This is a genomic window from Streptomyces sp. NPDC005438 (genome assembly GCF_040606315.1).
Lineage (GTDB): Bacteria > Actinomycetota > Actinomycetes > Streptomycetales > Streptomycetaceae > Streptomyces.
The window spans coordinates 441,108-465,939 of sequence record NZ_JBEXEP010000003.1 but is presented as its reverse complement, the minus strand read 5'-3'; the positions used below and the strand labels follow the sequence as shown (position 1 = coordinate 465,939).

General features: G+C 71.7%; 27 protein-coding genes. 8 read left to right on the top strand and 19 right to left on the bottom strand.

The window, feature by feature from the left end; translation table 11 throughout:
* Positions 1–10 precede the first annotated feature (10 nt).
* The 5 genes from ABZT14_RS10250 to ABZT14_RS10230 all read right to left on the bottom strand — a co-directional run bounded on the left by ABZT14_RS10250 (position 11) and on the right by ABZT14_RS10230 (position 3,800).
* Positions 11–850, bottom strand: coding sequence for a class I SAM-dependent methyltransferase (locus ABZT14_RS10250; protein ID WP_356299268.1), 840 nt, complete (start codon positions 848–850; stop codon positions 11–13).
* A 376-nt stretch (positions 851–1,226) separates the two neighbouring features.
* Positions 1,227–1,745: a histidine phosphatase family protein gene (locus tag ABZT14_RS10245; RefSeq protein WP_356299267.1), complete on the bottom strand. Its 519-nt coding sequence runs from the start codon at positions 1,743–1,745 to the stop codon at positions 1,227–1,229.
* 111 nt (positions 1,746–1,856) lie between these two features.
* Complete coding sequence (locus tag ABZT14_RS10240) at positions 1,857–2,090, bottom strand: hypothetical protein (RefSeq protein ID WP_356299265.1); 234 nt, start codon at positions 2,088–2,090, stop codon at positions 1,857–1,859.
* Between the two features lie 191 nt (positions 2,091–2,281).
* Positions 2,282–2,398 (bottom strand): SGM_5486 family transporter-associated protein, encoded by a 117-nt coding sequence (locus tag ABZT14_RS10235; RefSeq protein ID WP_356299263.1) that lies wholly within the window; start codon positions 2,396–2,398, stop codon positions 2,282–2,284.
* A gap of 16 nt (positions 2,399–2,414) precedes the next feature.
* Entirely contained in the window at positions 2,415–3,800 is a 1,386-nt protein-coding gene (locus ABZT14_RS10230; RefSeq protein WP_356299261.1) for an MFS transporter, read from the bottom strand.
* Between the two features lie 109 nt (positions 3,801–3,909).
* Between ABZT14_RS10230 and ABZT14_RS10225 the strand changes: the two genes are divergently transcribed.
* The gene (locus tag ABZT14_RS10225) at positions 3,910–4,641 is read left to right on the top strand and encodes a FadR/GntR family transcriptional regulator (RefSeq protein WP_356299260.1); all 732 of its coding nucleotides are present in this window, start codon (positions 3,910–3,912) and stop codon (positions 4,639–4,641) included.
* Positions 4,642–4,654: 13 nt separating this feature from the next.
* Here ABZT14_RS10225 and fabI read toward each other — a convergent pair whose 3' ends face one another.
* The gene (gene fabI, locus ABZT14_RS10220; RefSeq protein ID WP_356299258.1) at positions 4,655–5,425 is read right to left on the bottom strand and encodes an enoyl-ACP reductase FabI; all 771 of its coding nucleotides are present in this window, start codon (positions 5,423–5,425) and stop codon (positions 4,655–4,657) included.
* Positions 5,426–5,429: 4 nt separating this feature from the next.
* Entirely contained in the window at positions 5,430–6,134 is a 705-nt protein-coding gene (gene fabG, locus ABZT14_RS10215; protein ID WP_356299256.1) for a 3-oxoacyl-[acyl-carrier-protein] reductase, read from the bottom strand.
* A gap of 330 nt (positions 6,135–6,464) precedes the next feature.
* On the opposite strand from fabG, the gene tyrS reads away from it, so the two are divergent.
* On the top strand, positions 6,465–7,874 hold the full coding sequence (gene tyrS, locus ABZT14_RS10210) for a tyrosine--tRNA ligase (RefSeq protein WP_356299254.1): 1,410 nt from the start codon (positions 6,465–6,467) through the stop codon (positions 7,872–7,874).
* 108 nt (positions 7,875–7,982) lie between these two features.
* Here the strand turns inward: tyrS and ABZT14_RS10205 are convergent, their stop codons facing one another.
* Positions 7,983–8,261 carry a GlsB/YeaQ/YmgE family stress response membrane protein gene (locus ABZT14_RS10205; RefSeq protein WP_356299252.1) on the bottom strand — a complete coding sequence of 93 codons (279 nt, stop codon included), beginning with the start codon at positions 8,259–8,261 and terminating at the stop codon, positions 7,983–7,985.
* 256 nt (positions 8,262–8,517) lie between these two features.
* Between ABZT14_RS10205 and ABZT14_RS10200 the strand changes: the two genes are divergently transcribed.
* Together ABZT14_RS10200 and ABZT14_RS10195 are read left to right on the top strand one after the other, a co-directional pair.
* Positions 8,518–8,934: a DUF3099 domain-containing protein gene (locus ABZT14_RS10200; protein ID WP_356299250.1), complete on the top strand. Its 417-nt coding sequence runs from the start codon at positions 8,518–8,520 to the stop codon at positions 8,932–8,934.
* Positions 8,935–9,170: 236 nt separating this feature from the next.
* Positions 9,171–9,425 (top strand): hypothetical protein, encoded by a 255-nt coding sequence (locus ABZT14_RS10195; RefSeq protein ID WP_356299248.1) that lies wholly within the window; start codon positions 9,171–9,173, stop codon positions 9,423–9,425.
* A 45-nt stretch (positions 9,426–9,470) separates the two neighbouring features.
* Here the strand turns inward: ABZT14_RS10195 and moaA are convergent, their stop codons facing one another.
* The 3 genes from moaA to ABZT14_RS10180 all read right to left on the bottom strand — a co-directional run bounded on the left by moaA (position 9,471) and on the right by ABZT14_RS10180 (position 12,675).
* Positions 9,471–10,460, bottom strand: a complete 990-nt coding sequence (moaA, locus tag ABZT14_RS10190) for a GTP 3',8-cyclase MoaA (RefSeq protein ID WP_356299246.1) — start codon at positions 10,458–10,460, stop codon at positions 9,471–9,473.
* Between the two features lie 248 nt (positions 10,461–10,708).
* On the bottom strand, positions 10,709–12,334 hold the full coding sequence (locus ABZT14_RS10185) for a cation acetate symporter (protein WP_356299244.1): 1,626 nt from the start codon (positions 12,332–12,334) through the stop codon (positions 10,709–10,711).
* Positions 12,331–12,675, bottom strand: a complete 345-nt coding sequence (locus ABZT14_RS10180) for a DUF485 domain-containing protein (RefSeq protein ID WP_356299243.1) — start codon at positions 12,673–12,675, stop codon at positions 12,331–12,333. Before ABZT14_RS10180 ends, ABZT14_RS10185 begins: the two co-directional genes overlap by 4 nt.
* Before the next feature lie 220 nt (positions 12,676–12,895).
* Here ABZT14_RS10180 and ABZT14_RS10175 point away from each other — a divergent pair, with 220 nt between their 5' ends.
* The 4 genes from ABZT14_RS10175 (at position 12,896) to ABZT14_RS10160 (ending at position 18,090) form a co-directional block, all read left to right on the top strand.
* Entirely contained in the window at positions 12,896–14,425 is a 1,530-nt protein-coding gene (locus ABZT14_RS10175) for a S8 family serine peptidase (RefSeq protein ID WP_356299241.1), read from the top strand.
* Between the two features lie 258 nt (positions 14,426–14,683).
* A complete protein-coding gene (locus ABZT14_RS10170; protein WP_356299239.1) occupies positions 14,684–15,742 on the top strand; it encodes a DEDDh family exonuclease in 1,059 nt (352 codons plus the stop codon).
* Between the two features lie 24 nt (positions 15,743–15,766).
* Positions 15,767–16,792 (top strand): SURF1 family cytochrome oxidase biogenesis protein, encoded by a 1,026-nt coding sequence (locus ABZT14_RS10165; protein ID WP_356299237.1) that lies wholly within the window; start codon positions 15,767–15,769, stop codon positions 16,790–16,792.
* Between the two features lie 539 nt (positions 16,793–17,331).
* Positions 17,332–18,090 (top strand): SDR family oxidoreductase, encoded by a 759-nt coding sequence (locus ABZT14_RS10160; RefSeq protein WP_356299235.1) that lies wholly within the window; start codon positions 17,332–17,334, stop codon positions 18,088–18,090.
* Positions 18,091–18,374: 284 nt separating this feature from the next.
* Here ABZT14_RS10160 and amaP read toward each other — a convergent pair whose 3' ends face one another.
* From amaP to ABZT14_RS10120, 8 genes are all read right to left on the bottom strand, one after another.
* Positions 18,375–18,959 (bottom strand): alkaline shock response membrane anchor protein AmaP, encoded by a 585-nt coding sequence (gene amaP / locus ABZT14_RS10155; protein ID WP_356299233.1) that lies wholly within the window; start codon positions 18,957–18,959, stop codon positions 18,375–18,377.
* 19 nt (positions 18,960–18,978) lie between these two features.
* Positions 18,979–19,578: a DUF6286 domain-containing protein gene (locus ABZT14_RS10150; RefSeq protein WP_356299366.1), complete on the bottom strand. Its 600-nt coding sequence runs from the start codon at positions 19,576–19,578 to the stop codon at positions 18,979–18,981.
* A gap of 80 nt (positions 19,579–19,658) precedes the next feature.
* Complete coding sequence (locus tag ABZT14_RS10145; RefSeq protein WP_356299231.1) at positions 19,659–20,090, bottom strand: hypothetical protein; 432 nt, start codon at positions 20,088–20,090, stop codon at positions 19,659–19,661.
* Positions 20,087–20,287, bottom strand: coding sequence for a hypothetical protein (locus tag ABZT14_RS10140; protein WP_356299229.1), 201 nt, complete (start codon positions 20,285–20,287; stop codon positions 20,087–20,089). Before ABZT14_RS10140 ends, ABZT14_RS10145 begins: the two co-directional genes overlap by 4 nt.
* A gap of 30 nt (positions 20,288–20,317) precedes the next feature.
* Positions 20,318–20,803: an Asp23/Gls24 family envelope stress response protein gene (locus ABZT14_RS10135; RefSeq protein ID WP_356299227.1), complete on the bottom strand. Its 486-nt coding sequence runs from the start codon at positions 20,801–20,803 to the stop codon at positions 20,318–20,320.
* 881 nt (positions 20,804–21,684) lie between these two features.
* The gene (locus tag ABZT14_RS10130) at positions 21,685–22,464 is read right to left on the bottom strand and encodes an enoyl-CoA hydratase/isomerase family protein (protein WP_356299365.1); all 780 of its coding nucleotides are present in this window, start codon (positions 22,462–22,464) and stop codon (positions 21,685–21,687) included.
* 100 nt (positions 22,465–22,564) lie between these two features.
* Positions 22,565–22,783 carry a helix-turn-helix domain-containing protein gene (locus ABZT14_RS10125; protein WP_281619096.1) on the bottom strand — a complete coding sequence of 73 codons (219 nt, stop codon included), beginning with the start codon at positions 22,781–22,783 and terminating at the stop codon, positions 22,565–22,567.
* A gap of 360 nt (positions 22,784–23,143) precedes the next feature.
* A complete protein-coding gene (locus ABZT14_RS10120) occupies positions 23,144–24,742 on the bottom strand; it encodes an ABC-F family ATP-binding cassette domain-containing protein (protein WP_356299225.1) in 1,599 nt (532 codons plus the stop codon).
* Positions 24,743–24,832: the final 90 nt, after the last annotated feature.

Here is a 24,832-nt window from a genome sequence, read left to right as displayed (position 1 = left end):
GCCCGGGGGCTCAGGAGGGCGGGCGGGTGTCCGGGCCGGTGAGCGTGAAGAGGTTGAGCCGGTAGCTCTCGGTGACCCTGGGCACCACCCGGGACAGCAGCCGCAGCAGGTGGCGGTAACGCCTGGGCCAGGTGCGGGCGACCTCGGGCTGGGGGCGGGCGAAGGTACGGCTGTCCTCCAGGCGCAGACCCCAGGGTTCGAGTGTGCCGGGGTCGTCGCAGACCCACCGCATCCTGGCGGTCACGGCCTTCATCGAACCGTTGCGCTCCTGGGAGCGGATCATGGCGGTGCCGCCGGTGTCGAAGACGACGCGGGAGCCGGGGAACCGCTCGGCGAGCTGGGTCAGGGCGGTCCGTACCTCCTCGTCGGACAGGTAGAGCAGCACCGCCTCGATCACGAACAGCGCCGGGCCGTGCGAGGTGTCCACCGCCTCGAACCAGTCGGTCTCCAGCACCGACCCGGGGATCATCCGGCAGCGCGCGCTGTCGGTGAAGAAGCGCCGGCGCAGGTCGATGGTGTCCGGCAGGTCCAGGTCGATCCAGTGCACCCGCCCGTTGTCCACCCGGTCGAAGCGGGTGTTGAGTCCCGCGCCGATCTCCACCACGGTGCTGTCGGGGTGCTCCCGCAGGTGGTCCCGTACCCAGCCGTCGATGATCGAGGTGCGCAGCACCGAGCCGGAGAGCGAGGGGCCACCGAAGCCGGTGAAGTCGTAGTCGATGGTGTCGACCAGTTCGACCGCGCGGGAGTCCCCCAGGACGGGGCGCCGGGAGCGGGCGTCCCGCGCTCTCCCGTAGAGCGGGATGAGCAGGGTCTCCTGCACCTCGCCCAGTTCGACCGCGATCTTGGCCATGGGGGCACCCACTCTCGGTTGTGACGGGACGGCCCGGGCCCTTAGGGCCCGGCCGAGGTCACGCTACTCCTGCCGGCACCCCGGAGCGGCCAGCGTCCCGGCGCGTTGCCAACCGGCCCCACCCGCGGGGAGGTTGGCGCGCCGGACCTGGACGCCGGGGGCGGGCCGAACCCCACAGGGTCCGCGCCTCCGGGGTCGGTACGTCGGGCCGGTACGCCGCCGACGACCCTCCGTGACAGCGGCGGGGCACCGTCGGCCGCTGACCGGCCGACCGTCATCCGCCACCGGTCACGACACGCGCCCCGGGCCGGCCAACTCGTCCGTGTGGACCGCGAGTTGGCCGGCCCGGGGCGTACGTGACACGGGGCGCGGGTGGTCAGCGGTGGGGCGTCCAGTAGTCGACCAGGGTGCCCGCCCCGTGCTCCACGGACTTCCAGCTTCCGGGCAGGGTCAGCACGGCCATGGCGGAGGTGGGGAAGCCGCCCCGGTTCATCCGGGCGGCCACGTCCGGGTCGGCGGAGCCGGCCAGGGCGTCGGCGAGGGCGTGCACCCCGGGGTTGTGGCCCACCACCATGAGGGTGTTGACCTCCTCGGGCGCCTCGTTGACCACCTCGATCAGCTGGCCGAGGGAGGCGTCGTACAGCCGGTCCTCGTACACGGTCCGTGGGCGGCGCGGGAGTTCGGGCGCCACCAGCTTCCAGGTCTCGCGGGCCCGGGTGGCCGTGGAGCACAGGGTCAGCTCCGGGACGATGTCCTGGGAGGCGAGCCAGGCGCCGGCGACCGGGGCGTCCTTGCGTCCACGGTCCGCGAGCGGTCGTTCATGGTCAGATACTTCGGGCCAGTCGGCCTTGGCGTGTCGGAGAATGACGATCCTGCGAGGCACATCGACGCTCATGTCCCCAGCTTCGCACGAAACCCCGCGCTGGGCGCGGGGTGTTGACCAACTGATCTGGGAAAACGCACGGCCCGGGACGCGGTGGGCGGCTCAGTGGCCCCCGCCGGGGGCTCAGCCGAGCACGGCGTAGATCGCGGTCAGCAGCCAGTGGGTGAGCGACTCGGTGGGGCGGGCGGCGTCGGAGGCGAGGCCCGGTCCGGCGGTGACGAACACCAGCAGTACGGCGAAGGCGACGGCCGGCAACACCAGCGACCACCAGGGCAGACCCATCCCCCACGACTGTTCCCCGTGGCCGGGGCGGGCGGCGGACCGGGCGGAGGAACCGGCGGGCTCTGCCTTCTTCATCGCTCTCGCCTCCGGGCGGGGGTCCTGTGCTGTGTGTGTCCACGAGCCTAGGAGCCGGCTTCCCGCGCTCCCATCCGGTAAGCCACCCAGTTACCCCTGAACCTGGCCCCCTAGGGGGAAGGGGTGCTGGGTACACCCCCGTCTCGGGAGCGCTTCGGAAACGCCTCGGAAGGCAGCACCTCGAAGGCGCCTCAGGAGGCGAGGAAGCTGGCCAACACCCCGATCACCACGGTGATGCCGAGCATCAGGCCGAGGATCCACAGGAACTTCCGCTGTCCGTCCGGCGGGTTCGGTTCGAGTACGGGCATGGGTCGAGTGTCGCACTCAGTCCCCGTCCTCCACGCACCGGTCCCGTCCGGCCACCAGTCCGGCGAGCATCTGGGCACACAGCAGCACCACGAGGAAGCCCAGCGGCAGGTGCCAGCCTCCGCTGCTCTCCCGCAGTACGCCGACCAGCAGGGGGCCGGGCATCGACAGCAGGTAGCCGCCGCTCTGGGCGAAGGCCGACAGCCGTACCACCCCGGCCGAGGTGCGGGCCCGCATCCCGATCATGGTCAGCGCCAGGGGGAAGGCGCAGTTGGAGACACCCAGCAGCAGCGCCCAGACCCAGGCGCCGCCGGCCGGAGCCCACCACAGACCGGTGTAGCCGGCCAGTCCGCAGGCCCCCAGAGCCAGTACCAGGGGGCCCTGACGGCTCACGGTGGAGGCCAGCCTCGGCAGCACGAAGGACAGCGGCACGCCCAGGCCCATGGTCAGGGCCAGCAGCAGGCCCGCCGTGGAGGCGGACACCCCGGCGTCCCGGAAGATCTGGGGCAGCCAGCCCATGATCACGTAGGCGCCGGTGGCCTGGAGCCCGAAGAAGACGCACAGCGCCCAGGCGGTGGGCGAGCGCAGCAGGGAACCGGGCGGACCCTGGTGGCCGGTGTCGGTGGTGGACGCGGCGGCGGAGGCCCTGGCCGGGTCGGCGGCTGGGTCGGTGGCTGGGTCGGTGGCCACGCTCCCCGGACGTTCGGCGGGGGTCACGGCGGAGGTGGGGGCGGCGCGCCGGCCGGTACGGGCCAGGGTGACCCAGGGCAGCAGCGCCGACACGCTCAGGACCAGCCACATCCCCAGGCCCAGGCGCCAACTACCGCCCAGGGCCTGGGTCATGGGGACGGTCACGGCGGCGGCCCCGGCGGTGCCCAGGGACAGGGCCATCGAGTACAGGCCGGTCATGGTGCCCACCCGGTGGGGGAACCACTGCTTGACGGCCACCGGCATCAGCACGTTGCTCACCGCGATCCCGGCCAGGGCCAGCACACTGGCCACCAGGAACACCACGGTGCCGGGGGCCAGCGAGCGCAGCGCCAGACCGAGGGTGAGGACCCCCATGCCGCCGCCGATCACGGTGGCCGCTCCCCAACGGCGGGCCAGCCGGGGCGCGAGGCCGCCGAACACGGCGAAGGACAGCGGGGGCACCGAGGTGAGGAGGCCGGCCACGGCTCCGCTCATCCCCAGGCCCTGGCGCACCTCGGCGAGGATCGGGCCGAGGCCGGAGATGGCCGGACGGAGGTTGAGACCGGCGAGCAGCAGCCCGAGGGCCGCCCACCACGGGAACCAACGGGACCTGAGGAAAGGGGGGTTGGAGGTGGAGTCGGCGCCGGACGTCCGACGTGGGGGACTGCTGACCTCTCCGCCCCCGTGGGGGGCCTGAGCTTCCTTGGCGACCATGGGCGCCATCATAGAATCATGGGATGAATAGCTCCAAGTTGATAATGGCTCCCCGCTCCACCCTGTGACGCCGGTGCCACGCGCACCCCGACCGTCGGGACCACCACCCATGCCACTGCCCTCGCCCAGTCGCTCAGCCCTCGCCGACCAGGTCATCTCCGCGCTGCGGGGCCAGATCACCTCGGGCGAGTGGCCGGTGGGCTCGCGTATCCCCACCGAGTCCGAGCTGGTCGAGCAGCTGGGGGTGGCCCGCAACACGGTGCGGGAGGCGGTGCGGGCGCTCGCCCACAACGGGCTGCTGGACATCCGCCAGGGCTCCGGCACCTACGTGCTCGCCACCAGCGAGCTGGCCGGGGTGATGCACCGACGGTTCGCCGACGCCGACCCGGCGCACGTGGCCGAACTGCGTACGGTCCTGGAGTCCGAGGGGTCCCGGCTGGCCGCCCAGCGCCGTACGGAGGAGGAACTGGCCCAGTTGGACGCCCTGTTGGCGCGGCGGGAGGAGGCCTGGGACTCCGGCGAGGTGGAGCGGTTCGTGGAGGCCGACGCCACCTTCCACCTGGCGGTGGTGTCCGCCTCCCACAACGAGGTGCTGACCGCGTTGTACGCCGACCTCGGGGACGTCCTCCGGGCCGCGCTGCGCGGCGATGTGGGGGACCAGCTCGACGCGGCGGAACACCTGGACCACGCCCGGCTGGTCGCCTCGATCCGCGAGGGCGACGCCGAGGAGGCGGCGCGGGTGGCCGGCTCGTATCCGAGGATCGCCCACTCCCGGCGCGGTTCGGTCCGGGGCGGGCCGAACACGGCCGGTGGCCCCGGGGACGTCCCCGGGGCCACCTGACCGGTCGGTTCGTTCAGGCGCCCATCATGTGCACGCCGCCGTCGACGTGGACGATCTCCCCCGTGGTCTTGGGGAAGAAGTCCGACAGCAGGGCCACCACGCCCCGCCCCGCCGGCTCCGGGTCGTCCAGCTGCCAGCCGATGGGGGCCCGGTGGTTCCACACGTCCGCCAGCTCCTCGAAGCCGGGGATGCTGCGGGCGGCCATGGACTTGATCGGGCCGGCGGACACCAGGTTGCAGCGGATGTTCCGCTCGCCCAGGTCGCGGGCCAGGTAGCGGCTGGTGGACTCCAGGGCGGCCTTGGCCACCCCCATCCAGTCGTACTTCGGCCAGGCCAGCTGGGCGTCGAAGGTCAGCCCCACCACCGAGCCGCCGCGCGGCATCAGCGGCAGGCAGGCGGTGGTCAGCGACTTCAGTGAGTACGCCGAGACCTCGACGGCGGTGGACACCTCCTCCCAGGAGGCGTCGAGGAAGGTGAAGACCCCCTCGGGACCGAAGGCGATGGAGTGCACCACCCCGTCCAGGTCGACGCCCTCGCCCAGGTGCTCGCGTACCCGGTCGGCCAGCGAGTCCAGCTGCTCCTGGTCGGTGACGTCGAGTTCGATCACCGGAGCCGGCTTCGGCAGCCGCTTGGCGATCCGCTCCACCAGGGTGACCCGGCCGAAGCCGGTGAGGATCACCTCGGCGCCCTCCTCCTGGGCCACCCGCGCGGCGTGAAAGGCGATCGACCCCTGGGTGATGACGCCGGTGACCAGGATGCGCTTGCCCGCCAGAATTCCACTCATCGTCTCAGTGCCCCATGCCCAATCCGCCGTCCACGGGGAGGACGGCTCCGGTGATGTACGCGGCCTCCTCGGAGGCCAGGAAGCGCACCGCGTGGGCGACCTCGCCCGGGTCGGCGTAGCGGCCCAGCGGAACCCTCCCCACGATGTCCGCGCGCTGTTCCTCGGTGAGCGCCTTCGTCATGTCGGTGTCGACGAAGCCGGGCGCCACCACGTTGCAGGTGATGTTGCGGGAGCCCAACTCCCGGGCCAGCGAACGGGCGAAGCCCACCAGGCCGGCCTTGGAGGCGGCGTAGTTGGTCTGGCCCGCCGAGCCCAACAGGCCCACCACGGACGAGATCAGCACGATCCGGCCGCCCTTGTTGCGCAACATGCCGCGGCAGGCGCGCTTGGTGACCCGGAAGGTACCCACCAGGTTGGTCTCCAGTACGGAGGTGAAGTCCTCCTCGGACATCCGCAGCAGCAACTGGTCCCGGGTCACACCGGCGTTGGCCACCAGTACCTGGACCGGGCCCTGCTTCTCCTCGATCTCCTTGTAGGCCCTCTCCACCTGTTCGGGATCGTTGATGTCACAGCGGACCCCGAGGAACCCCTCCGGCGGCTCCCCCGAGCGGTACGTCACGGCCACCTCGTCGCCGGCCTCCGCGAACGCCCGAGCGATGGACAGACCGATCCCCCGGCTGCCTCCGGTCACCAGTACCGAGCGGCTCACTGGGATCACCCCTACTTTCGGTCGACTTGGGCCCCAGTCCCCTGAGGTCACGTGAGTTGGCCACACTGCACCGCAAAACTATCGGGAGATCACCCGGCCCCCACAGCTCGTCCCCCACAGGGACCCCCCACCCCGACTGTGCGGTCCCTACATATCGCCACCGTCCCCCTGCCACCCCCACCCGCCACGGCCACCCACCACGGCGCTGCCCGATACGCCACCGGCACCCGCCCGGTACGCCACCGGCGCCGCCTACACTCTTGGGCACCGAACCTCCCCGGCGTCGCCCTCGGCACCGGGTTCATCCACCACGAGCACAGGACTTTCGACGTGACACGCCTGGGCGATTCCGTGCAGCGGGCCAGCGAGCTGCTGGAACAGGACCTCTCCTCCGACAAGACCGTCGAGCGACTGCTGACGGAGACCTACGAGCGGCGGTCCGCGGACCTGTCCGACCTCTCCCCCACCGAGCAGGCCGAACTGGTCGCCTCCCGCGCGGTGGACGTACTCCCCGGGGTGGCGGACCTGGCCGCGCGGATCGAGGAGTTGCGCGCCGAGGGGCGGGGCCTGCACGTCAAGCTGGGCATCGACCCCACCGCCGCCGACGTGCACCTCGGCCACACCGTGCCGATGATCCTGCTGAGCCGGTTCCAGCGGATGGGGCACCGGGTGACCCTGATCATCGGGGACACCACCGCCAAGATCGGCGACCCCTCGGGGCGGTCCTCGGAGCGTCCCCCGCTGACCGACGAGGACATCGCCCGCAACCTGGCCGGCTACCAGGACCAGGTGCGCCCCTTCTTCGACTTCGACCAGGTCAGCTTCCGGCACAACAGCGAGTGGCTGGGCTCCCTGACCCTGCCGGGGCTGATCGGGGTGCTGTCCCAGGTGCCGGCCTCCGCGCTGCTCCAGCGCGAGGACTTCCGCAACCGGTTGGCCGCCGGCCACGGGCTGACCATGTCCGAGCTGATCTACCCGGTGGCCATGGCCATCGACTCGGCGGAGATCGACGCCGACATCGAGCTGGGCGGGGTGGACCAGCTGCTGAACATGCAGATGGGCCGCCGGGTGATGGAGGTCTACGGGCAGCGCCCCCAGCTGATCGCCACCAACCCGCTGATCGAGGGCACCGACGGCTCGGGCGCCAAGATGTCCAAGTCCAAGGGCAACTACATCCCGCTGACCGCGACCTTCGAGGAGGTCTACGGCAGGGTGATGTCGATCCCGGACCGGCTGACCGCCCCCTACCTGCGGGCCTGGACCGAGTGGACGGACCGGGAACTGGAACTGGTCGAGCGCGGGATCGCCGACGGTTCGCTGCACCCGATGGACCTCAAGAAGGTCCTGGCCGGCGAGGTGGTGGCCGCGCTGTTCGACGTGGAGACCGCGATGCGGGCCCGGGACGGCTTCACCGCGCAGTTCTCCCGCAAGTCCTTCCAGGACGTGGAGTCGCTGCCCACGGTGGACCTGGCCGAACACGGCCAGACCGGTGTCACGGCGGTGCTGGCCACCGTCCTGGAGTTCACGCCGAGCGCCTCAGCCGCCCGTCGGATCGCCAAGCAGAACGGTCTGCGGCTGGTGGCCGAGGGGGACCAGGGGCAGCAGTCGGCGGTGCTGTCCGAGCAGGACGCGCTGCGTCCGCTGGCCGAGGTGGTGGCCGAACAGCACACCGCGCTGGGCGGATCGGACGCCCTGTACCTCAAGGCCGGCCGGAAGGTCGCCCGGATCACCGGACTGTGAGCTCGGACCGCCCCGGGTGGCCCGGGGCGGTGGGTGCCTTGGACCACCGTGGTGGCCGGGAGTGGCCCGGCCCGGGCCTCGCGACCGTACGACCCGGGCCGGGCGGCGTTATCCGCGCTCGGCCGAGCCACCTCTGATCTTCGCCCAGAGCGGGGAACCGACGGCGACCACCACCACGGCACCGGCCAGCTGGAACAGGTGCCGCAACCAGTCGATGCCCTTGGTCTCGTCCACACCGAAACCGGCCGCCACCGCGTTGCCGATGATGCTTCCGATGATGCCGAAGATGGCGGTCAGCCACAGCGGGATGTTCTGTCGGCCGGGGAGGATGGCACGGGCGATCACGCCCAGTACCAGACCCACGACGATCGCCCACAACCAACTCATGTCGCCCTCCTTAACCGGCGCCGGAACGGGGCCTGTGACCCGCCCGCACCGGTACGTGTCGAGTGCCTGACGCACACAGTGGCCAGTGTCGTTCCGGTGGCCCCGGGTCGCACGGCGAGCGCGTCCCACCGGGGTGGGGCCCGCCCTCGTGGTACCGGCGGGCGCGGGCGTACCGTGGGCCGTGTGGTGGCGGCGCGAGGTACGCCGCCCATGGACCGGTCCCCGAACCGGGGCCGGGTGCGGGAGGGTGTGGAGGGTGATGCGCAAGCGGGACCAGACGGAGGTCTTCCGAATCACCGGAGCCCGTCAGGGGCTGGACGAGGACGTGCGCGGCAGACAGCGGCGGTACGTCATCTCGATGCTGGTGCGCACGGTCTCGGTGCTGCTGGCGGCGGGGCTGTGGAACGTACAACGTCCGCTCGCCGTGGTGGCCCTGGTGCTCGGCATGTTGCTGCCCTATGTGGCCGTGGTGATCGCCAACGCCGGCCGGGAGAACGCCACTTCGGTCGGTCCCGGCGGTCCCCCACCGACCACACCCACGGCTCTGACCTCGAAGGACGCACCCCGTACCGAGGTGATCGTGGGGCATGTGGAACCCGGCGGAGGCTCCGGGGGAGAACCCGTCGAGCACGGAGCGCCACCACCGGGTGCCCCCTCCAACCAGCGCGGTTGATCGGGCCGTTCGGCAAACCTCGATAAAGGTCAGATCAATCATGTGGTTCTGGTGCACTAGTGAGGGGTCCCCGTGCCATACTTCAAACGCGCTCCGCATCCCCCGTCGGAGCGAGAGATCGACGCCGGGCGGCTCCCCCCGTGGCTGCCCGGCGTCGCCGCGTTCCGGCCCCTGAGCCCCTCCGGTCCGGGCTGGTCATCTCCCGTGGCACGCGTCGGTGTTGGATGGGGTACGTGATGCTCACTCCCCCCTCGAACCCCGGCTCCCCCATCTGCTCGGCCAAGGCCTGCCGCGCCCCGGCACAGTGGGTGCTGGCCTGGAACAACCCCAAGCTGCACACCCCCGAACGCCGCAAGACCTGGCTGGCCTGCGAGGAACACCGGGAACACCTGTCGCAGTTCCTCGGGGTGCGGGGCTTCCTCAAGGACGTGGTGGCCCTGTCCGAGTGGACCGCACCGGACGAGGGCGGACCGGGCCGAACGCCCAACTGAGCGCCCCTCGCGGGAAGTCGGGGCAGGCCCCGGGGGTCCGGGGGGTCAGCCCCCGATGGCCGACATCGGCCGCTGGGGCTGGAGGAAGCCGGGGTCGTCGAGACCGGAACCGGCCTTCTTGCCCCACATGGCGGCCCGCCACAGCTCGGCGATCTCCTCGTCCCCCGCCCCGGACCGCAGCGCCCCCCGCAGGTCGGACTCCTCCCGCGCGAACAGGCAGTTGCGCACCTGCCCGTCGGCGGTCAGCCGGGTACGGTCACAGGCCCGGCAGAAGGGGCGGGTCACCGAGGCGATCACCCCGACCCGTGCCGGGCCGCCGTCCACCAGCCAACGTTCGGCCGGCGCCGAACCACGCTCCCGCTCCCCCTCCGGGGTCAGTCGGAAGCGCCGGCCCAGGGACTCCAGGATGTCCTCAGCGGTGATCATGCCCTCCCGGGTCCAGCCGTGCTGGGCGTCCAGGGGCATCTGCTCGATGAACCGCAGCTCGTACCCCCGCTCCAGGGCCCACTCCAGCAGCCGGGGCGCCTCGTCCTCGTTGAGGCCGGGCATCAGCACCGTGTTGATCTTGACCGGGGTGAGGCCGACGGAGTGCGCTGCCTCAAGTCCACGCAGCACGTCGGCGTGCCGCTTACGGCGGGTGAGCCGGCGGAAGACCTCCGGGTCCAGGGTGTCCAGGGAGACGTTCACCCGGTCCAGGCCGGCGTCCCGCAGTGCCTCGGCGGTGCGCTCCAGTCCCACGCCGTTGGTGGTCACGGACATCCGGGGGCGGGGGCGCAGGGCCGCGCAGCGCCGCACGATGTCCACCAGGCCCGGCCTCAGCAGCGGCTCACCACCGGTGAACCGCAGTTCGGTGACGCCGAGTTCGCGCACCGCGATGTCGACCAGCCGGACGATCTCGTCGTCGCTCAGCAACTGGGGTTTGCCCAGCCAGTCAAGCCCCTCCTCGGGCATACAGTACGTACAGCGCAGGTTGCATCGGTCGGTGAGGGAGACCCTGAGATCCGTGGCGACCCGGCCGTAGCTGTCGCGCAACATGTGCGGCTGCCTCCCTCCCGTGGTGCGCGGGTGGCCCCGCCCCGGATGTCGGCGGCCGTCCAGGACGACGGGCACCGGGACGCGCTGTCGCGTTCCAGCCTACGGGACGGCCCTGGCACCCGACCGGGGTCGGGTGCCAGGGCCGTGGACGCGCCTCCTGCCGTGGAGCCGGGCCCGCCGTCCAGCCCTCCGGTCTCCCGGTGTCTGGACGGCGCCCCGACAGGTGCTGGTGGGCGCTCGCCGGGCGCTCAGTGAGCGCCGTATCCGGTGAGGGAGCGCACCTCCAGTTCGGCGTACTTCTTGCCGTTGGCGTCCTCGTCCTTGGTGAGCAGCGAGCCGATCCAGCCCAGCAGGAAGCCCAGCGGGATGGAGACCAGGCCCGGGTTCTCCAGCGGGAAGATGTCGAAGTTCCAGTCGGGGAACATCGAGGTCTCCTTGCCGGAGACCACCGGGGAGAAGAACACCAGCAGCACCGAGGAGATCAGGCCGCCGTAGACCGACATCAGCGCGCCCTGGGTGGTGAAGCGTTTCCAGAACAGGCTGTAGAGGATGGTCGGCAGGTTGGCGGAGGCGGCGACCGCGAAGGCCAGCGCCACCAGTCCGGCGACGTTGAGGTTGCTGGCGAAGACGCCCAGTCCGATCGCCACCGCGCCGATGGCCACGGCCGCGTACCGGGCGGCGACGACCTCCTCCTTGTCCTTGGCCTTCCCCCTGCGGATGACGTTGGCGTAGATGTCGTGGGCGAAGGACGAGGACGAGGCGAGGGTGAGTCCGGCGACCACCGCGAGGATGGTCGCGAAGGCCACCGCGGAGATCATCGCGAGAAGGATCGCCCCTCCGGTGGAGCCGCTGCCGCCGCCGACCGCCTCGGCCAGCAGGGGCGCGGCGGTGTTGCCCGCCTTGTCGTTCTTGGTGATCTCTTCCGGGCTGAGCAGGGCGGCGGCGCCGAAGCCGAGGGCGATGGTCATCAGGTAGAAGGCCCCGATGATGCCGATAGCCCAGTTCACCGACTTCCGGGCGGCGTTGGCGGTGGGCACCGTGTAGAAGCGGATCAGGATGTGCGGCAGTCCGGCGGTGCCGAGCACCAGGGCCAGCCCCAGGGAGATGAAGTCGATCTTCGAGGTGGTGGTGATGCCGTACTTCAGCCCCGGTTCCAGGAACGCCGCTCCCTTGCCGCTGTTCTCGGAGGCGGCGCCCAGCAGGGTGGAGAGGTTCCAGTTGAACTTCTGGAACACCAGCACCGTGATCACCAGGGTGCCGCAGATCAGCAGGACCGCCTTGACCATCTGCACCCAGGTGGTGCCCTTCATGCCACCGATGGTGACGTAGAGGATCATCAGGATGCCCACGCCGCACACGATCAGGTTCTTGCCGGCCTCGCCGGTGATGCCCAGCAGCAGCGCCACCAGGGCGCCGGCGCCGACCATCTGGGCGAGCAGGTAGAAGATCGAGACCACGATGGTGGAGATGCCGGCGGCGGTACGCACCGGCCGCTGGCGCATCCGGTACGCCAGCACGTCACCCATGGTGTACCGGCCGGAGTTGCGCAGCGGTTCGGCGACCAGCAGCAGGGCGACCAGCCAGGCGACCAGGAAGCCGATGGAGTACAGGAAGCCGTCGTAGCCGGACAGCGAGATGGCGCCGGCGATGCCCAGGAAGGACGCGGCCGACATGTAGTCGCCCGAGATGGCCAGACCGTTCTGGAAACCGGTGAACTGCCGCCCGCCGGCGTAGAAGTCGGTGGCGTCCTTGGTGCGCCGTCCGGCCCAGATCGTGATGGCCAGGGTGGCGGCCACGAACAGGGAGAAGAGGGTGACGATCAGGGTGCGGTGTTCGCTCGCGTCGGAGACCGCGAGGTGCTGTGTCAGGCTCATGCCTCGCCCTCCAGACGTGACTTGATGGCGTTGGCCTTGGGGTCGATCTTGCTCTCGGCGTGCCGCGAGTACCACCAGGCGATGAGGAAGGTGGTCAGGAACTGGGCCAGGCCGAAGACGAAGGCCACGTTGATCTCACCGACGACCTTGGTGCCCATGAACCCGCCGGCGTAGTTGGAGAGCATCACGTACAGCAGGTACCAGATGACGAAGGCGACGGTCAGCGGGAACGCGAAGGAGCGGTGTGCCCGACGGAGTTCGGCGAACTCCTGGCTGTGCTGCACCGCGGGGTAGTCGACCCCTCCCGGTGACTCGGGCGGCTGAGCTTTTCCTTGATCCACGGCGGCTCCTGACGGGCGGGGGCGGGGTGCGATAGGTCACACCGCCACGTACAGTTCGCGCATCGTAGATCCCTGGTCAGCGTTACAACAGTGGTCGGAAGTTGAAAGAGGCAATCAGTTGCCCCGATCTTTGAAGTTCCCCCCGACAAGCCTTGCTGGCCTGCGTGAATTGACGATAACTTCCCGATCGCAGCAATAACTTCACACATACGGAGATCCAATGGAACACAGACGTTCCAGACGACGGCTCGCGATTGCCGTGCCCGTCGGCCTGGCGCTGACCGCCTCGATCGGCCTACTGCCGGTGGCCACCTCGGCCCTCGCCTCCGACTCGGCCAAGGCCGCCGACGGCGAGACGCTCAGCTACGTCGTGAACACCGAAGCCAAGTCCGGCGCGGTGAAGCGAATAGCCAAGGAGGTCAAGAAGAACGACGGCAAGGTCGTCGCCAAGTACCCGAAGATCGGTGTGGTCGTCGCCCACTCGGCCAACAAGGACTTCGGGGCCAAGATCCGCAAGGTCGAGGGAGTGGACTCGGCGGGCGCGACCCGCACCGCGCCGCTCACCAGCGCGGCCACCACCGACACCGGCAAGCCCGAGTACCTGGGCAAGGCCAAGGTCGCCGAGGCCAACCGGTCCGCCACCGCCAAGAACGGCAAGGAGCCCCTGGAGTCCCTCCAGTGGGACATCCCGGCCATCAAGGCCGACAAGGCCGCCAAGGTGAACCCGGGCAGCAAGAAGGTCAACGTCGCCGTCATCGACACCGGTGTGGACGACACCCACCCCGACCTGAAGCCCAACTTCAGCCGCAAGACCTCCGCCAGCTGCGTGGGCGGCAAGGCCGACACCACGAAGGGCGCCTGGCGTCCCTTCGACCCGGACGAGGACTACCACGGCACCCACGTCGCGGGCACCATCGCCGCCGCCCGCAACAACAGCGGTGTGGCCGGTGTCGCTCCCAACGTGAGCGTCTCGTCCATCAAGGTGAGCGAGGAGACCAGCAGCCTGTTCTTCGCCGAGGCCGTGGTCTGCGCCTTCGTCTTCGCCGGTGAGCACGGCGCCGACGTCACCAACAACAGCTACTACGTGGACCCGTGGCAGTTCAACTGCCCCGACCAGGCTGACCAGGCCGCGATCCTGGAGGCCGTGGGCCGCGCCGCGAAGTTCGCCGAGAAGAAGGGTGCCGTCAACGTCACCTCCGCCGGCAACTCGAACTTCGACCTGGCCGCCAAGGAGCTGCTGGACGACACCAGCCCCAACGACAGCGAGCCGACCGAGCGCAAGATCGACCCGCTCGTCTGCAAGGACGTCCCGACCCAGCTGCCCGGCTCGCTGAGCGTCTCGGCGACCGGCTCGCAGAACCTGAAGTCGTACTACTCCAACTACGGCTCCACCCAGGTCCACGTCGCGGCCCCCGGCGGCGACAAGTACCAGGTGCCGGACGGTGACGCCAAGAGCGGCGGCATCCTGTCCACCATGCCGAACGGGGACTACGCCTACCTCCAGGGCACGTCCATGGCCGGCCCCCACGTGGCCGGTGTGGCCGCCCTGCTCAAGAGCGCCAACCCGAAGCTGTCGGGCCACGACCTGAAGTGGAAGCTGCTGTCGCAGGCCGACGACCTGGCCTGCCCGAGCGACCCGTACGACCCCGACGGGGACGGTGAGGTCGACGCCGAGTGCACCGGCTCGAAGAAGTACAACAACTTCTACGGCCACGGCCTGACCAACGCCCTCAAGGCCGTGCAGAAGTGACCGTTGACGGACCGACGGCCTGACGGGACGTCGATCCGTGGGAGGGGCCGGACCCAAGGGTCCGGCCCCTCCGCCGTGTTGGGGCGCCCGCTGCCCACCCCGCGCACGCCGGCGTCCGCGCCGTCGCCGTACCGGCCGTGTCGGCCGTACCACCGGTCGCTCGACCAGCGACTCAACCCGCCCCGCTCGGCGGCTTGTTGGACGGAGGGCGGCGGCGGGTTCCGCCACTGTCAGAGTGGCGCCGTATTCTCTGTGACCATGCTCGAAGACCCCACGGCGCACCCCGACCAGACCGCCGTCCGCCGCTCCGTGCCCGCCCAGCCGGGCGCCCCGGACGGCTCGCGGCCCACGGATCCCGCTGACGCGCGGGACTCCGACTGGCCGGGTGAGTACCCGGGCGGGTACGCCGTGGTGGACGTCGAGACCACCGGCCTGGCCCGGCACGACCGGATCGTCTCCGCCGCCGTCTACCAACTGGACGCCCGGGGGGAGACCGAGGACTGCTGGTACACCCCGATCAACCCCCAGCGCGATCCCGGGCCCACCTGGATCCACGGGCTGACCACCGAGGTGCTCTCCCGGGCGCCGCTGTTCCCGAGCGTGGCCGAGGAGTTCGCCCGCCGCCTCAGCGACCGGGTGCTGGTGGCGCACAACGCCATATTCGACTGGTCCATGATCGCCCGGGAGTTCGCCCGGGCCGGGCTCACCGCCCCGGTGGACCAGCGGCTGTGCACCATCTCGCTGGCCAAGGAACTCCAACTGCCCCTGCCCAACCACAAGTTGGAGACACTGGCCGCCCACTTCGGGGTACGCCAGCGCCAGGCGCACCACGCCCTGGACGACGCCCGGGTGCTGGCCGAGGCGTTCCGGCCCAGCCTGCACCGCGCCGCCTCCCGGGGGCTCCGCCTCCCCCTGCTGGCCTGCACCCCCCTGCGGGAGTGGCACGACCCGGTGGGCACCGGAGCGAGCGCTCACACCCCGAGGTACGCCGGCAGTTGGCGCCCCTCCCGGCGCCGGCCGGCCTGTCCGTACCCGAACCCCGGCCGGTACGAGCCGGGCGGGCCCCTGGTGCAGGGGATGCGGGTCGCCATCTCCGGGGACACCTCGGTGGACCGTGACCTGCTGGAGGACCGGGCGATCGAGGCGGGCCTGCACATCGCGACCAGCGTCTCCCGGCTCACCAGTCTGCTGGTGACCAACGACCCGGGGTCCCACACCAGCAAGGTGGCCAAGGCCCGGGAGGTGGGCACGCCGATCCTGGACGAGGCGGCGTTCACCCAGCTCCTGAGGGACGTGGCACCCGCGCCCGGGCGCTGACCTCCCACCGGGTACGGTCGACGCGTGTACCGCTTCCTGTTGACCCGGCAGTGGGTGATCCTCACCCTGGTCGGCCTGGCGCTGATCCCGGCCATGGTCAGGCTCGGGTTCTGGCAGCTGCACCGCCACGAGGCCCGGGTGGCGCACAACGACCAGATCGCCGCCGCCCTGGACCGGGCCACCGTCCCGGTCGACCGGTTGACCGGTGTGGGCCGGGAGGTCCCGGGGCGGGACCGCTACCGCTCGGTGCGGGCCAGCGGCACCTTCGACACCGCCCACGAGGTGGTGGTGCGGCAGCGTACGGCGGCCGACGAGAGTTCCATCGGGTACTTCGTCCTCACGCCCCTCCGCCAGTCCGACGGCAGCCGGCTGCTGGTCAACCGGGGCTGGATCCCGGCGGGCGACGACCTCACCCGGTTCCCCGACGTACCGGCCGCGCCTCGGGGCGAGGTCACCGTCACCGGGCGGCTGATGCCCGACGAGACCACCGCGAGCAGCGGCATCAAGGACCGCGAGGGGCTGCCCTCCCGCCAGGTGATGCTGATGAACAGCCGCCAGCTGGCCCGGGAGGTCTCCGGCCCGGTGCTCGGCGGATACGTCCAGCTCACCGACCTCTCCCCCAAGCCCTCGGGCCGGCAGCCCGAGTTGGTGCCCAGCCCCGACCACGACAGCATCGGTCCCCACATGGCCTACGCCGTCCAGTGGTGGCTGTTCGCCGCCGGGGTGCCGGTCGGCTGGGTCGTCCTGGTGCGGCGGGAACGTCGTGACCGCGCCGAGGGCCGGGTGACCGGTACCAGCGACGGCACCAGCAGCACGTCCGGTACCGCCACCGGCCCGGGTACGGGACCGGGCGCCGGCCCGGAGGGCGACCCCGGCCCGGCCAAGGGCGGTTCCCCCGGGGGCTCCACCGACGCCGGGTCCGGCACCACCACCGGCCCCCACGAGGAGGGCGGCACGCCCGGGGACGCCCCCGAGGACGTCGACAAGGACGCCGACGGGGCCCCGGCCGGGGAAACCCCCACGGACAGCGAACTGGGCGCCCACTCCTAGGGGCCGTCGTGCGGGCCACCGGGGGGCTCGCGGTTCTGGCGCCGTACCTCGTCGGGGTGCCGTCGTAGATCGCGGTCGCCGATGCGCCGCGTCGGGCTCCTCCTCCCCTGGCGATCCACGACACCAGAACGCGCTTTCGCTGATCTCCCGAGGTCCGAACGACCGACCCTGGCGGCGTGCTTTCTCGGGCCGTTGAGGGGTCCGCGTGCTCCGGCGCCGTACCTCGTCGGGGTGGAGACCGTGCCGTCGCCCGGGTGGGCGCCGGGTTGGTGCTGTGGGGTCGCTGCCTCGTCGCTGTGGCGGTCGTCGGTCGCCGACGCGCCGTATCGGGCTCCTCCGCCTCACCGGCTCCGTAGGGTTCCCCACCAACCGGTGACCGAAGGTACGACCGCGCGACACGTACGGCCACGGGGCGGTGCGCGGGCCCCGGCGCCTGATCCGCACCGGCCCCGGAAGCCCCCGGGATATGGTGCGGCACGGCGCCGCCACCATGCGGGACCCGGCTGGGCAGCCGGGGCGGCCACCGGCACACTGGGCCCATGGATCTCGGCTTGAGCAACCGCAGTTATGTGATCACCGGCGCCACCCGGGGCCTGGGCTTCGCCGCCGCGCGGGAGTTGGTGAACGACGGCGCCCGGGTCGTCGTCAGTGGCCGCACCCAGGAGGCGGCCGACCAGGCGGCCTCGCTGCTGGACGGGGAACGGGCGGTGGGCGTGGGGGTGGACAACTCCGACCCCCAGGCACCGGCCCGACTGATCGACACCGCCCGTACCCGGTTCGGCCGCTTCGACGGCGTACTGATCAGTGTGGGCGGACCGGCGGCCGGCCCCAGCGACCGGGTGGACGAACAGCAGTGGCGGGACGCCTTCGAGTCGGTGTTCCTCGGGGCGGTACGGCTCGCCCGGGGCGCCGCCGACGCCCTGGAGGAGGGCGGGGTCATCGGGTTCGTGCTCTCCGCCTCGGTGCACGAGCCCCTGCCGGGGCTGACCATCTCCAACGGTCTGCGTCCCGGACTCGCCGGCTACGCCAAGACCCTGGCCAACGAGCTGGGGCCCCGGGGCGTCCGGGTGGTGGGCCTGCTGCCCAGCCGTATCGACACCGACCGGGTACGGGAACTGGACGCCCTCAGCGGCGACGCCGAGGCCGCCCGGGAACGCCACAGCGCGGCCATCCCCCTGCGCCGCTACGGCACCCCGGAGGAGTTCGGCCGCACCGCCGCCTTCCTGCTCTCCCCCGCCGCCTCCTACCTGACCGGACTGATGGTCCCCGTGGACGGAGGCGCCGAGCACGGGTTCTGATCCCCGGAGCCCCCTGGGGCTGGCCACCGGATGTCCGGCCCTCCGGGGCCACGTCCAGATGCGGGTGCGGCGTCGAGGGCGCGAGGTTCCCGAGGGCGTCGACGACTCCCTCGACGACGCTCGGTCGTCGAGGCCCGGCCGCGTCGGAAGCCGCCCATCGGGCGTCACCACCAGAGGGCGCGTGGGCACCGCAGGAGTGCGCGGCTCTCGGGGAGACATCCCGGGCGCACCCCCACGTCAGGCCTGTGCGAGCCCGCCCCGCCGGTCGGGGCGACGCCCCCGGATCAGCTGACGCGTTCCGGTCGGTGACGTACCGCCCGCAGCCGTACCTCGGCCGGTAGCTCCGGCAGGCCGGCCGAGGTGCGGGCGTGCTCCAGGGCCTCCTGCCGCAGTCGGCGCATCGCCTCGTCGGGCCGGGCGTGCGGGTCCAGCGACAGTCGTACCCGGGCACGGGGCGCCACCCCGGAACCGGACAGGGCGACCCTGGCCCGGGAGACCCCCTCGACCTGGGTGGCCTCGGCGGCGATGGCCCCCTCCAGGGCTCGCGACCGCACCCAGGCCCCACCGCCGTCACCGCTGTCCACCAGTACGTCCGTCAGCCGTCGGTTCCTCAACTGGGCCAGCAGCCACCACAGCAGCACCAGCACCAGCACGCTGAGAACGGCGATCACGGTGGGCCACCACCAGTCCTGGTCCCGCCAGCGGGTGCGGTCCCCCGCGCCGAGCAGCACGTCGTCCGGCCGGGACCAGGGCCATCCGTTCGGCAGGCCCAGGTTCCAGCGCGTATCCAGGTCCAGCCCGCCCAGCAGGGCGCCCAGCCCCAGGGCCAGCAGCGCCAGCCCCACCAGGCCGAGCAGCAGTCGGTTCATGGTGCGCAACATGCCGCGTCTACCCCTTCACCGGTCGGCGCACCCGGACCTGGAGCCGGGGTACGCGGGCCAAGTCCAGCCGTTCCACGCCCTGTTGGAGCGTGGCCTCCAACTCCTCCCGCACCTGGGGCAGTTCGCGGAAGTGGGCCAGCGCGCCCACCCGTACCCGACCGCGCCCCACCCGTACGTGCGCCAGCCGCACCCCGGGGACGGCCATGGCCAGGTCCCGCAGGGACTGGGCGGCGGCCCGGCGGTCCAGCCCGGCCCGTACCGGACCGATCCGGCGCATCGGCAGCAGGCTCCGGCGTCCGGGGGTGACCGCCAGGAGCAGCAGCCAGAGTCCGAGCAGTACGGCCACCACGGCGCCGGCGATCACCCAGGGGTCGTCCACGGTGCGGGTGGCCAGTTCGTCGGCGAGGTCGGCACGCCAACTCCGGGCGTCGTTACCGAGACGCACGGCGACCACGTCGTACAGCAACGCCCCCGTGGCGAGCAGCACCAGCGCGGCCACCACCAGAGCCGGCCCCCGGCGGGTCGCCCAGAAGCGGCCGGCACGTCCCGGCGCCGGCTCGGGGGGTGGCGGCTCCCCGGGCGGGCCGGTGGGCTGGGGCTTGGTCAGGGTGACGGTGTCGGCCGCCTCCCCCTCGGGTCGCGGGGCTCCGGGGCCCGGGGCGTCCCGTCCGACGGGGTGTTCGTCGTTCACCGCACCCTCCCGCTGCCGTCGGTGTCGAGGTAGGGCGAGTGGAGCCGGGCCACCCGTACCAGGACCTCGGGTACGTCCATGCCGACCAGTTCCCGCACCCGCAGGGCGACCTGCCGGCGTACCTCCGCGCACCGGGCGCCGATGTCACAGGGGTAGCCCAGTTCCACCGACACCCGCACCCGGGCCTGGCCGTAGAGGCCCTCGTCGGACGCCGCGTCCGAGGTGAGGTGGCGGACCGTGACCGAGGCGGTCGGAGCCGCCGTCCCCGTGCCGGGGGTCGACCCGGTGTCCGTGGCGTCCCGCAGCGCCTCCAGGGCGGCTCGGGAGGCGACCTTGGCCACCACCCGGTCGGCGATGGTGGTTCCCCCGCGCGCGCTGGCCGGCACCACGGGTGGGCCGGACACCGGGGTGTCAGCGGCCGTGGTCACCGGCGTCGCCCGTCGGTACGCGAGCCCTCACGGCCTCGCAGGATCTCGCTGGGGTCCAGGTCGCCCTCGACGAACTTCCCGCACAGGAAGCCCAGGGCCCCCAGGGCGGCCACCAGCAGGAAGGCGCCGAAGCCGCCGAAGTAGCCGGCGAAGGCCAGTGCCATCCCGACGATCAGACCCACCGTGGACATGCTCATGTCGCACTCCTCGTCTCGCGTGGAGAGCCGCTACTGGAGTCGCGGCCGGTCCGACTCGTCGTCCTCGTCCTCCTCGTCCGGGAGCTTCACGTCGCTCACCGCGATGTTGACCTCCACGACCTCCAGGCCGGTCATCCGCTCCACCGCGGAGATCACGTTCTCCCGTACCGAGCGGGCCACCTGGGCGATGGAGACCCCGTAGTCCACCACCACCTCCAGGTCCAGCGCGGTCTGCGACTCTCCGACCTCCGCCTTGACCCCCTGGGTCACCGACGAGCCGCCGCCGGGCACCCGGTCGCGTACCGCGCCGAAGGTGCGGGCGAGCCCGCCCCCCATGGCGCTGACCCCGACCACGTCCCGGGCGGCCATGCCGGCGATCTTCTCCACCACGCCGTCCGCGATGGTGGTACGTCCGGGGCCACCGGTCTCCCGCTGGGTTCCCAGGGCCTTGCCGGTGCCCCGGGTTCCGCTCCGGCCCGCGTTCTCGGCGCTCTTCTCGCTTGTGGTGTCGGACATGCCCCTTCACCCCTCTCCGAGGACGGAGCGCGTTCCGCTCCTCTGGCCACCTAAACACGGGCTGGCCTGCGGCGCTCGGGCACGGACGGCCGAACGAGGGACGGGCGAGACACGGCGGGCCCAGGCGTCGCGCCCCCCTTCGTCCAGGGGCCGGGGACCGGCTGCGAGCGGGGGCGCCGGCCTCCTCGCCGGGTCTCGGGGCCTTCCGTCGGGCACCCCCAACGACGGCCGGGCGCCGGCGACTTGGTCAGCGGAAGTACGGGCGGCGGCACCTCCTCACGGGTGGGCCGGCACCCCGCCCATGACCGGCTCCCACCACCCGGTGGCGAAGGCGACTCGTACCCCGGGTCCCGTTGACCACCTGCCGAAAGCGGCTGGCGGGGTCCGGTTCCCGGAGCCCGGTCGGGGGCGGTCGCCACGGGTCACCCGTGCCCTCAAGCACGAGGGTCAGCTCCGAGACCCCCACCGAGGACGCCCGGTACGAGACCGGCGAGCGCACGATCCACACCCCGCACCCCCAGGGGCAGGCGCCCAGGCCCTCAAGCACGGGAACCGGCCCCCGGACCCCCACCGAGGACGCCCGGTACGAGAACGGCAAGCGCACGATCCACACCCCGCACCCCCAGGGCACCCGCCCAGGAGTCGGTCAGTCCCCCAGGCCCATCAGGTCACGCAGACGCCGCCACACCCCAGACCATCAAGCACAGGGACCCGCCCCAGGGCCGTACCGAAGAAAACAGCCGGGACAGCTTCGACACCCCCGAACCCTCAGGGCACCCACCAGGGCTCAGCCCTCAGCCCCCACCGAGGACGCCCGGTACGAGAACGGCAAGGGCACCATCCACACCCCGCACCCCCAGGGGCAGGCGCCCAGGAGTCGGTCAGTCCCCCAGGCCCATCAGGTCACGCAGACGCCGCCCCTGGGCGGCCCGCTCGGCCTCGTACTGTTCTTCCGGGGACCGCTCCACCGCGCCCTGGAGCAGCGCCTTGGTCTCGATCACCGCGTTACGGGGCGGAGCCAGCAGGGCGGCGGTCAGATCACCGACGGCGGCGCCGAGTTCCTCGCCGGGCACCACCACGTTGGCCAGGCCGATCTGCTGGGCCTCCTCGGCGTCCACCGACCGTCCGGTGGCGCAGATCTCCAGGGCGCGCCCGTATCCGACGAGCCGGACCAGGGGGTGGGTGCCGGTGAGGTCCGGCACCAGGCCGAGGCTGGTCTCGCGCATGGCGAACTGGGCGTCCTGGGCGCACACCCTCAGGTCACAGGCGAGCGCGAGTTGGAAGCCGGCGCCGATGGCGTGGCCCTGTACGGCGGCAACGGTGATCAGGTCCGGGCGGCGCCACCAGGTGAAGGCACGCTGGTACTCCTCGATGACGGCGTCCAGTTCCTCGTCCGACCCCCGGGCCATGTCGACGAACGAGGGTTCGCCGTCGAAGCCCTCGGGGGTGAACGCCTGCCGGTCCAGGCCGGCGGAGAACGACGGGCCCTCGCCGCGTAGCACCACCACGCGGACCTCTCCCGGCAGCACGCGCTCGACCTCGACCAGGGCGCGCCACATGGCGGGCGACTGGGCGTTGCGCCGTGCGGGCACGGCCAGCGTGACGGTGGCGGTGGCACCGTCGACGGCGAGCCGTACACCGTCCTTGTCGAGCAGGGTCATCGCGTCCTCCGGTGGTGACGTCACAGCTAAGTTAACTGAACAGTAACCACCGGAAGCGACGCCCCGGAAGTCCTACCTCGTCACAGTCGGCGACAGCCGACTAGGAAGCGGCCTTCTTGCCTCTGGTCGCCCCTCCGCGTCCGCGGAGGGTGACACCGGATTCACTGAGCATCCGGTGCACGAACCCGTAGGACCGGCCGGTTTCCTCGGCCAGCGCCCGGATGCTCGCACCGGAGTCGTATTTCTTCTTGAGGTCTGCCGCGAGCTTCTCGCGCGCGGCGCCGGTCACCCGGCTGCCCTTCTTCAGAGTCTCGGCCACCCGTGCCTCCTCATGGGAAGTGCGCTCTGGACTCTCATGATCACCCCTCCATCCGTTTCTGGCCACCCATCGCGCAAGGATCGATCATCCCGGGCCGGGGCGCCGGGAGTTCCCCTGCGGATACACTCCAGCACCCAGCGTCACCAGCCACGGCGCGTCATCGGCGCTGTTCGGCAAAGGGGCAGGTCATCCGGCGTACGGGAAGCGAGCACCGCATCCGGGGTCGAGCCGGCCCGAACGGGGCTGGAAACCGCTAAACCCGCGAGCGGTACGAGGCGTGCTCACACAGATGATGGATCATGGCTCGGCCGAATGATCCAAGTGGCTTGATCACCAAGGGCGTTCGAGGTACCCGGCTGGTCAGGCCAGCGCCACCAGATCCGCGTAGTCCTGGCCCCACAGGTCCTCCACCCCGTCCGGCAGCAGGATGATCCGCTCCGGCTGGAGGGCGTCCACGGCGCCCTCGTCGTGGCTCACCAACACCACCGCGCCGGTGAAGCCCCGCAGGGCGTTGAGGATCTCCTCCCGACTGGCCGGGTCGAGGTTGTTGGTGGGCTCGTCCAGCAGCAGCACGTTGGCCGAGGAGACCACCAGGGTGGCCAGGGCCAGCCGGGTCTTCTCCCCACCGGAGAGCACCCTCGCCGGCTTGTCCACGTCGTCCCCGGAGAACAGGAAGGAGCCGAGGGTCTTCCGCAGGTCCACCAGGTCCATGCCGGGGGCCGAGGAGCGCATGTTCTCCAGCACCGTGCGGTCCGGGTCCAGGGTCTCGTGCTCCTGCGCGTAGTACCCCAGCTTCAGCCCGTGGCCCGGGGTGACCGTACCGGTGTCGGGCTTCTCCGCCTGGGCCAGCAGCCGCAGCAGGGTGGTCTTGCCGGCACCGTTGAGGCCCAGGATCACCACCCGCGACCCCTTGTCGATGGCCAGGCTGACGTCGGTGAAGATCTCCAGGGAGCCGTACGACTTGGACAGCCCCTCGGCGGTCAGCGGGGTCTTGCCGCAGGGCGCCGGGTCGGGGAAGCGCAGCTTGGCCACCTTGTCGCTGCGGCGCTGCTCCTCCAGGCCCGACAGCAGCCGTTCGGCACGGCGGGCCATGTTCTGCGCGGCCACCGCCTTGCTGGCCTTGGCGCGCATCTTGTCCGCCTGGGCGTTCAGCGCGGCGGCCTTCTTCTCGGCGTTGGCCCGCTCACGGCGACGGCGCTTCTCGTCCGCCTCGCGCTGCTGGAGGTAGTGCTTCCAGCTCATGTTGTACTGGTCGATCTGCGCGCGGTTGGCGTCCAGGTAGAAGACCCGGTTCACCACCGTCTCCACCAGGTTCACGTCGTGGGAGATGACCACGAGCCCGCCCCGGTAGGTGCGCAGGAAGTCCCGCAGCCACAGCACCGAGTCGGCGTCCAGGTGGTTGGTGGGCTCGTCCAGCAGCAGGGTGTCCGCGTCGGAGAACAGGATCCGCGCCAGCTCCACCCGGCGGCGCTGACCGCCGGAGAGCGTGTGCAGCGGCTGGCCCAGCACCCGGTCCGGCAGCCCCAGGCTGGCCGCGATGGTCGCCGCCTCCGCCTCGGCCGCGTAGCCGCCCTTGGTGAGGAACTCGGTCTCCAGCCGCTCGTACTTGCGCATCGCCTTCTCCCGGATCCCGTCCTTGGGATGGGACATGCGCTCCTCGTTCTCGCGGAGCTTGCGCAGTACGGAGTCCAGGCCCCGGGCCGAGAGCACCCGGTCGCGGGCCAGTACGTCCAGGTCACCGGTACGCGGGTCCTGGGGGAGGTAGCCGACCTCGCCGCTGCGGGTGATGGTGCCACCGGTGGGGACGCCGTCGCCGGCGAGGCACTTGGTGAGGGTGGTCTTGCCAGCGCCGTTGCGGCCGACCAGGCCGACGCGGTCGCCCTTGGCGACGCGGAAGGTGGTGGACTCGATCAGTACACGGGCGCCGACGCGCAACTCCAGACCGGAGGCGGTGATCATGGGGGCATCTCCTGCCGAGAAAGAAAAGGGGTGAGAAGGGGGCCGGGGATCCGAAGGCGGACACGTCACGACCCGGACCTTCAACAGGGC

What these genes read in the sequence shown, in the direction of transcription:
- ABZT14_RS10230 (WP_356299261.1), bottom strand. Translation starts at nt 3,800, where the DNA reads ATGGTCGCCAAGGAAGCTCAGGCCCCCCACGGGGGCGGAGAGGTCAGC.
- ABZT14_RS10195 (WP_356299248.1), top strand. Translation starts at nt 9,171, where the DNA reads ATGCTCACTCCCCCCTCGAACCCCGGCTCCCCCATCTGCTCGGCCAAG.
- ABZT14_RS10205 (WP_356299252.1), bottom strand. Translation starts at nt 8,261, where the DNA reads ATGAGTTGGTTGTGGGCGATCGTCGTGGGTCTGGTACTGGGCGTGATC.
- ABZT14_RS10235 (WP_356299263.1), bottom strand. Translation starts at nt 2,398, where the DNA reads ATGCCCGTACTCGAACCGAACCCGCCGGACGGACAGCGGAAGTTCCTG.
- ABZT14_RS10135 (WP_356299227.1), bottom strand. Translation starts at nt 20,803, where the DNA reads ATGTCCGACACCACAAGCGAGAAGAGCGCCGAGAACGCGGGCCGGAGC.
- ABZT14_RS10245 (WP_356299267.1), bottom strand. Translation starts at nt 1,745, where the DNA reads ATGAGCGTCGATGTGCCTCGCAGGATCGTCATTCTCCGACACGCCAAG.
- ABZT14_RS10130 (WP_356299365.1), bottom strand. Translation starts at nt 22,464, where the DNA reads ATGACCCTGCTCGACAAGGACGGTGTACGGCTCGCCGTCGACGGTGCC.
- fabI (WP_356299258.1), bottom strand. Translation starts at nt 5,425, where the DNA reads ATGAGTGGAATTCTGGCGGGCAAGCGCATCCTGGTCACCGGCGTCATC.
- ABZT14_RS10170 (WP_356299239.1), top strand. Translation starts at nt 14,684, where the DNA reads ATGCTCGAAGACCCCACGGCGCACCCCGACCAGACCGCCGTCCGCCGC.
- ABZT14_RS10225 (WP_356299260.1), top strand. Translation starts at nt 3,910, where the DNA reads ATGCCACTGCCCTCGCCCAGTCGCTCAGCCCTCGCCGACCAGGTCATC.
- ABZT14_RS10140 (WP_356299229.1), bottom strand. Translation starts at nt 20,287, where the DNA reads ATGAGCATGTCCACGGTGGGTCTGATCGTCGGGATGGCACTGGCCTTC.
- ABZT14_RS10185 (WP_356299244.1), bottom strand. Translation starts at nt 12,334, where the DNA reads ATGAGCCTGACACAGCACCTCGCGGTCTCCGACGCGAGCGAACACCGC.
- ABZT14_RS10250 (WP_356299268.1), bottom strand. Translation starts at nt 850, where the DNA reads ATGGCCAAGATCGCGGTCGAACTGGGCGAGGTGCAGGAGACCCTGCTC.
- moaA (WP_356299246.1), bottom strand. Translation starts at nt 10,460, where the DNA reads ATGTTGCGCGACAGCTACGGCCGGGTCGCCACGGATCTCAGGGTCTCC.
- ABZT14_RS10175 (WP_356299241.1), top strand. Translation starts at nt 12,896, where the DNA reads ATGGAACACAGACGTTCCAGACGACGGCTCGCGATTGCCGTGCCCGTC.
- ABZT14_RS10240 (WP_356299265.1), bottom strand. Translation starts at nt 2,090, where the DNA reads ATGAAGAAGGCAGAGCCCGCCGGTTCCTCCGCCCGGTCCGCCGCCCGC.
- ABZT14_RS10120 (WP_356299225.1), bottom strand. Translation starts at nt 24,742, where the DNA reads ATGATCACCGCCTCCGGTCTGGAGTTGCGCGTCGGCGCCCGTGTACTG.
- ABZT14_RS10160 (WP_356299235.1), top strand. Translation starts at nt 17,332, where the DNA reads ATGGATCTCGGCTTGAGCAACCGCAGTTATGTGATCACCGGCGCCACC.
- amaP (WP_356299233.1), bottom strand. Translation starts at nt 18,959, where the DNA reads ATGAACCGACTGCTGCTCGGCCTGGTGGGGCTGGCGCTGCTGGCCCTG.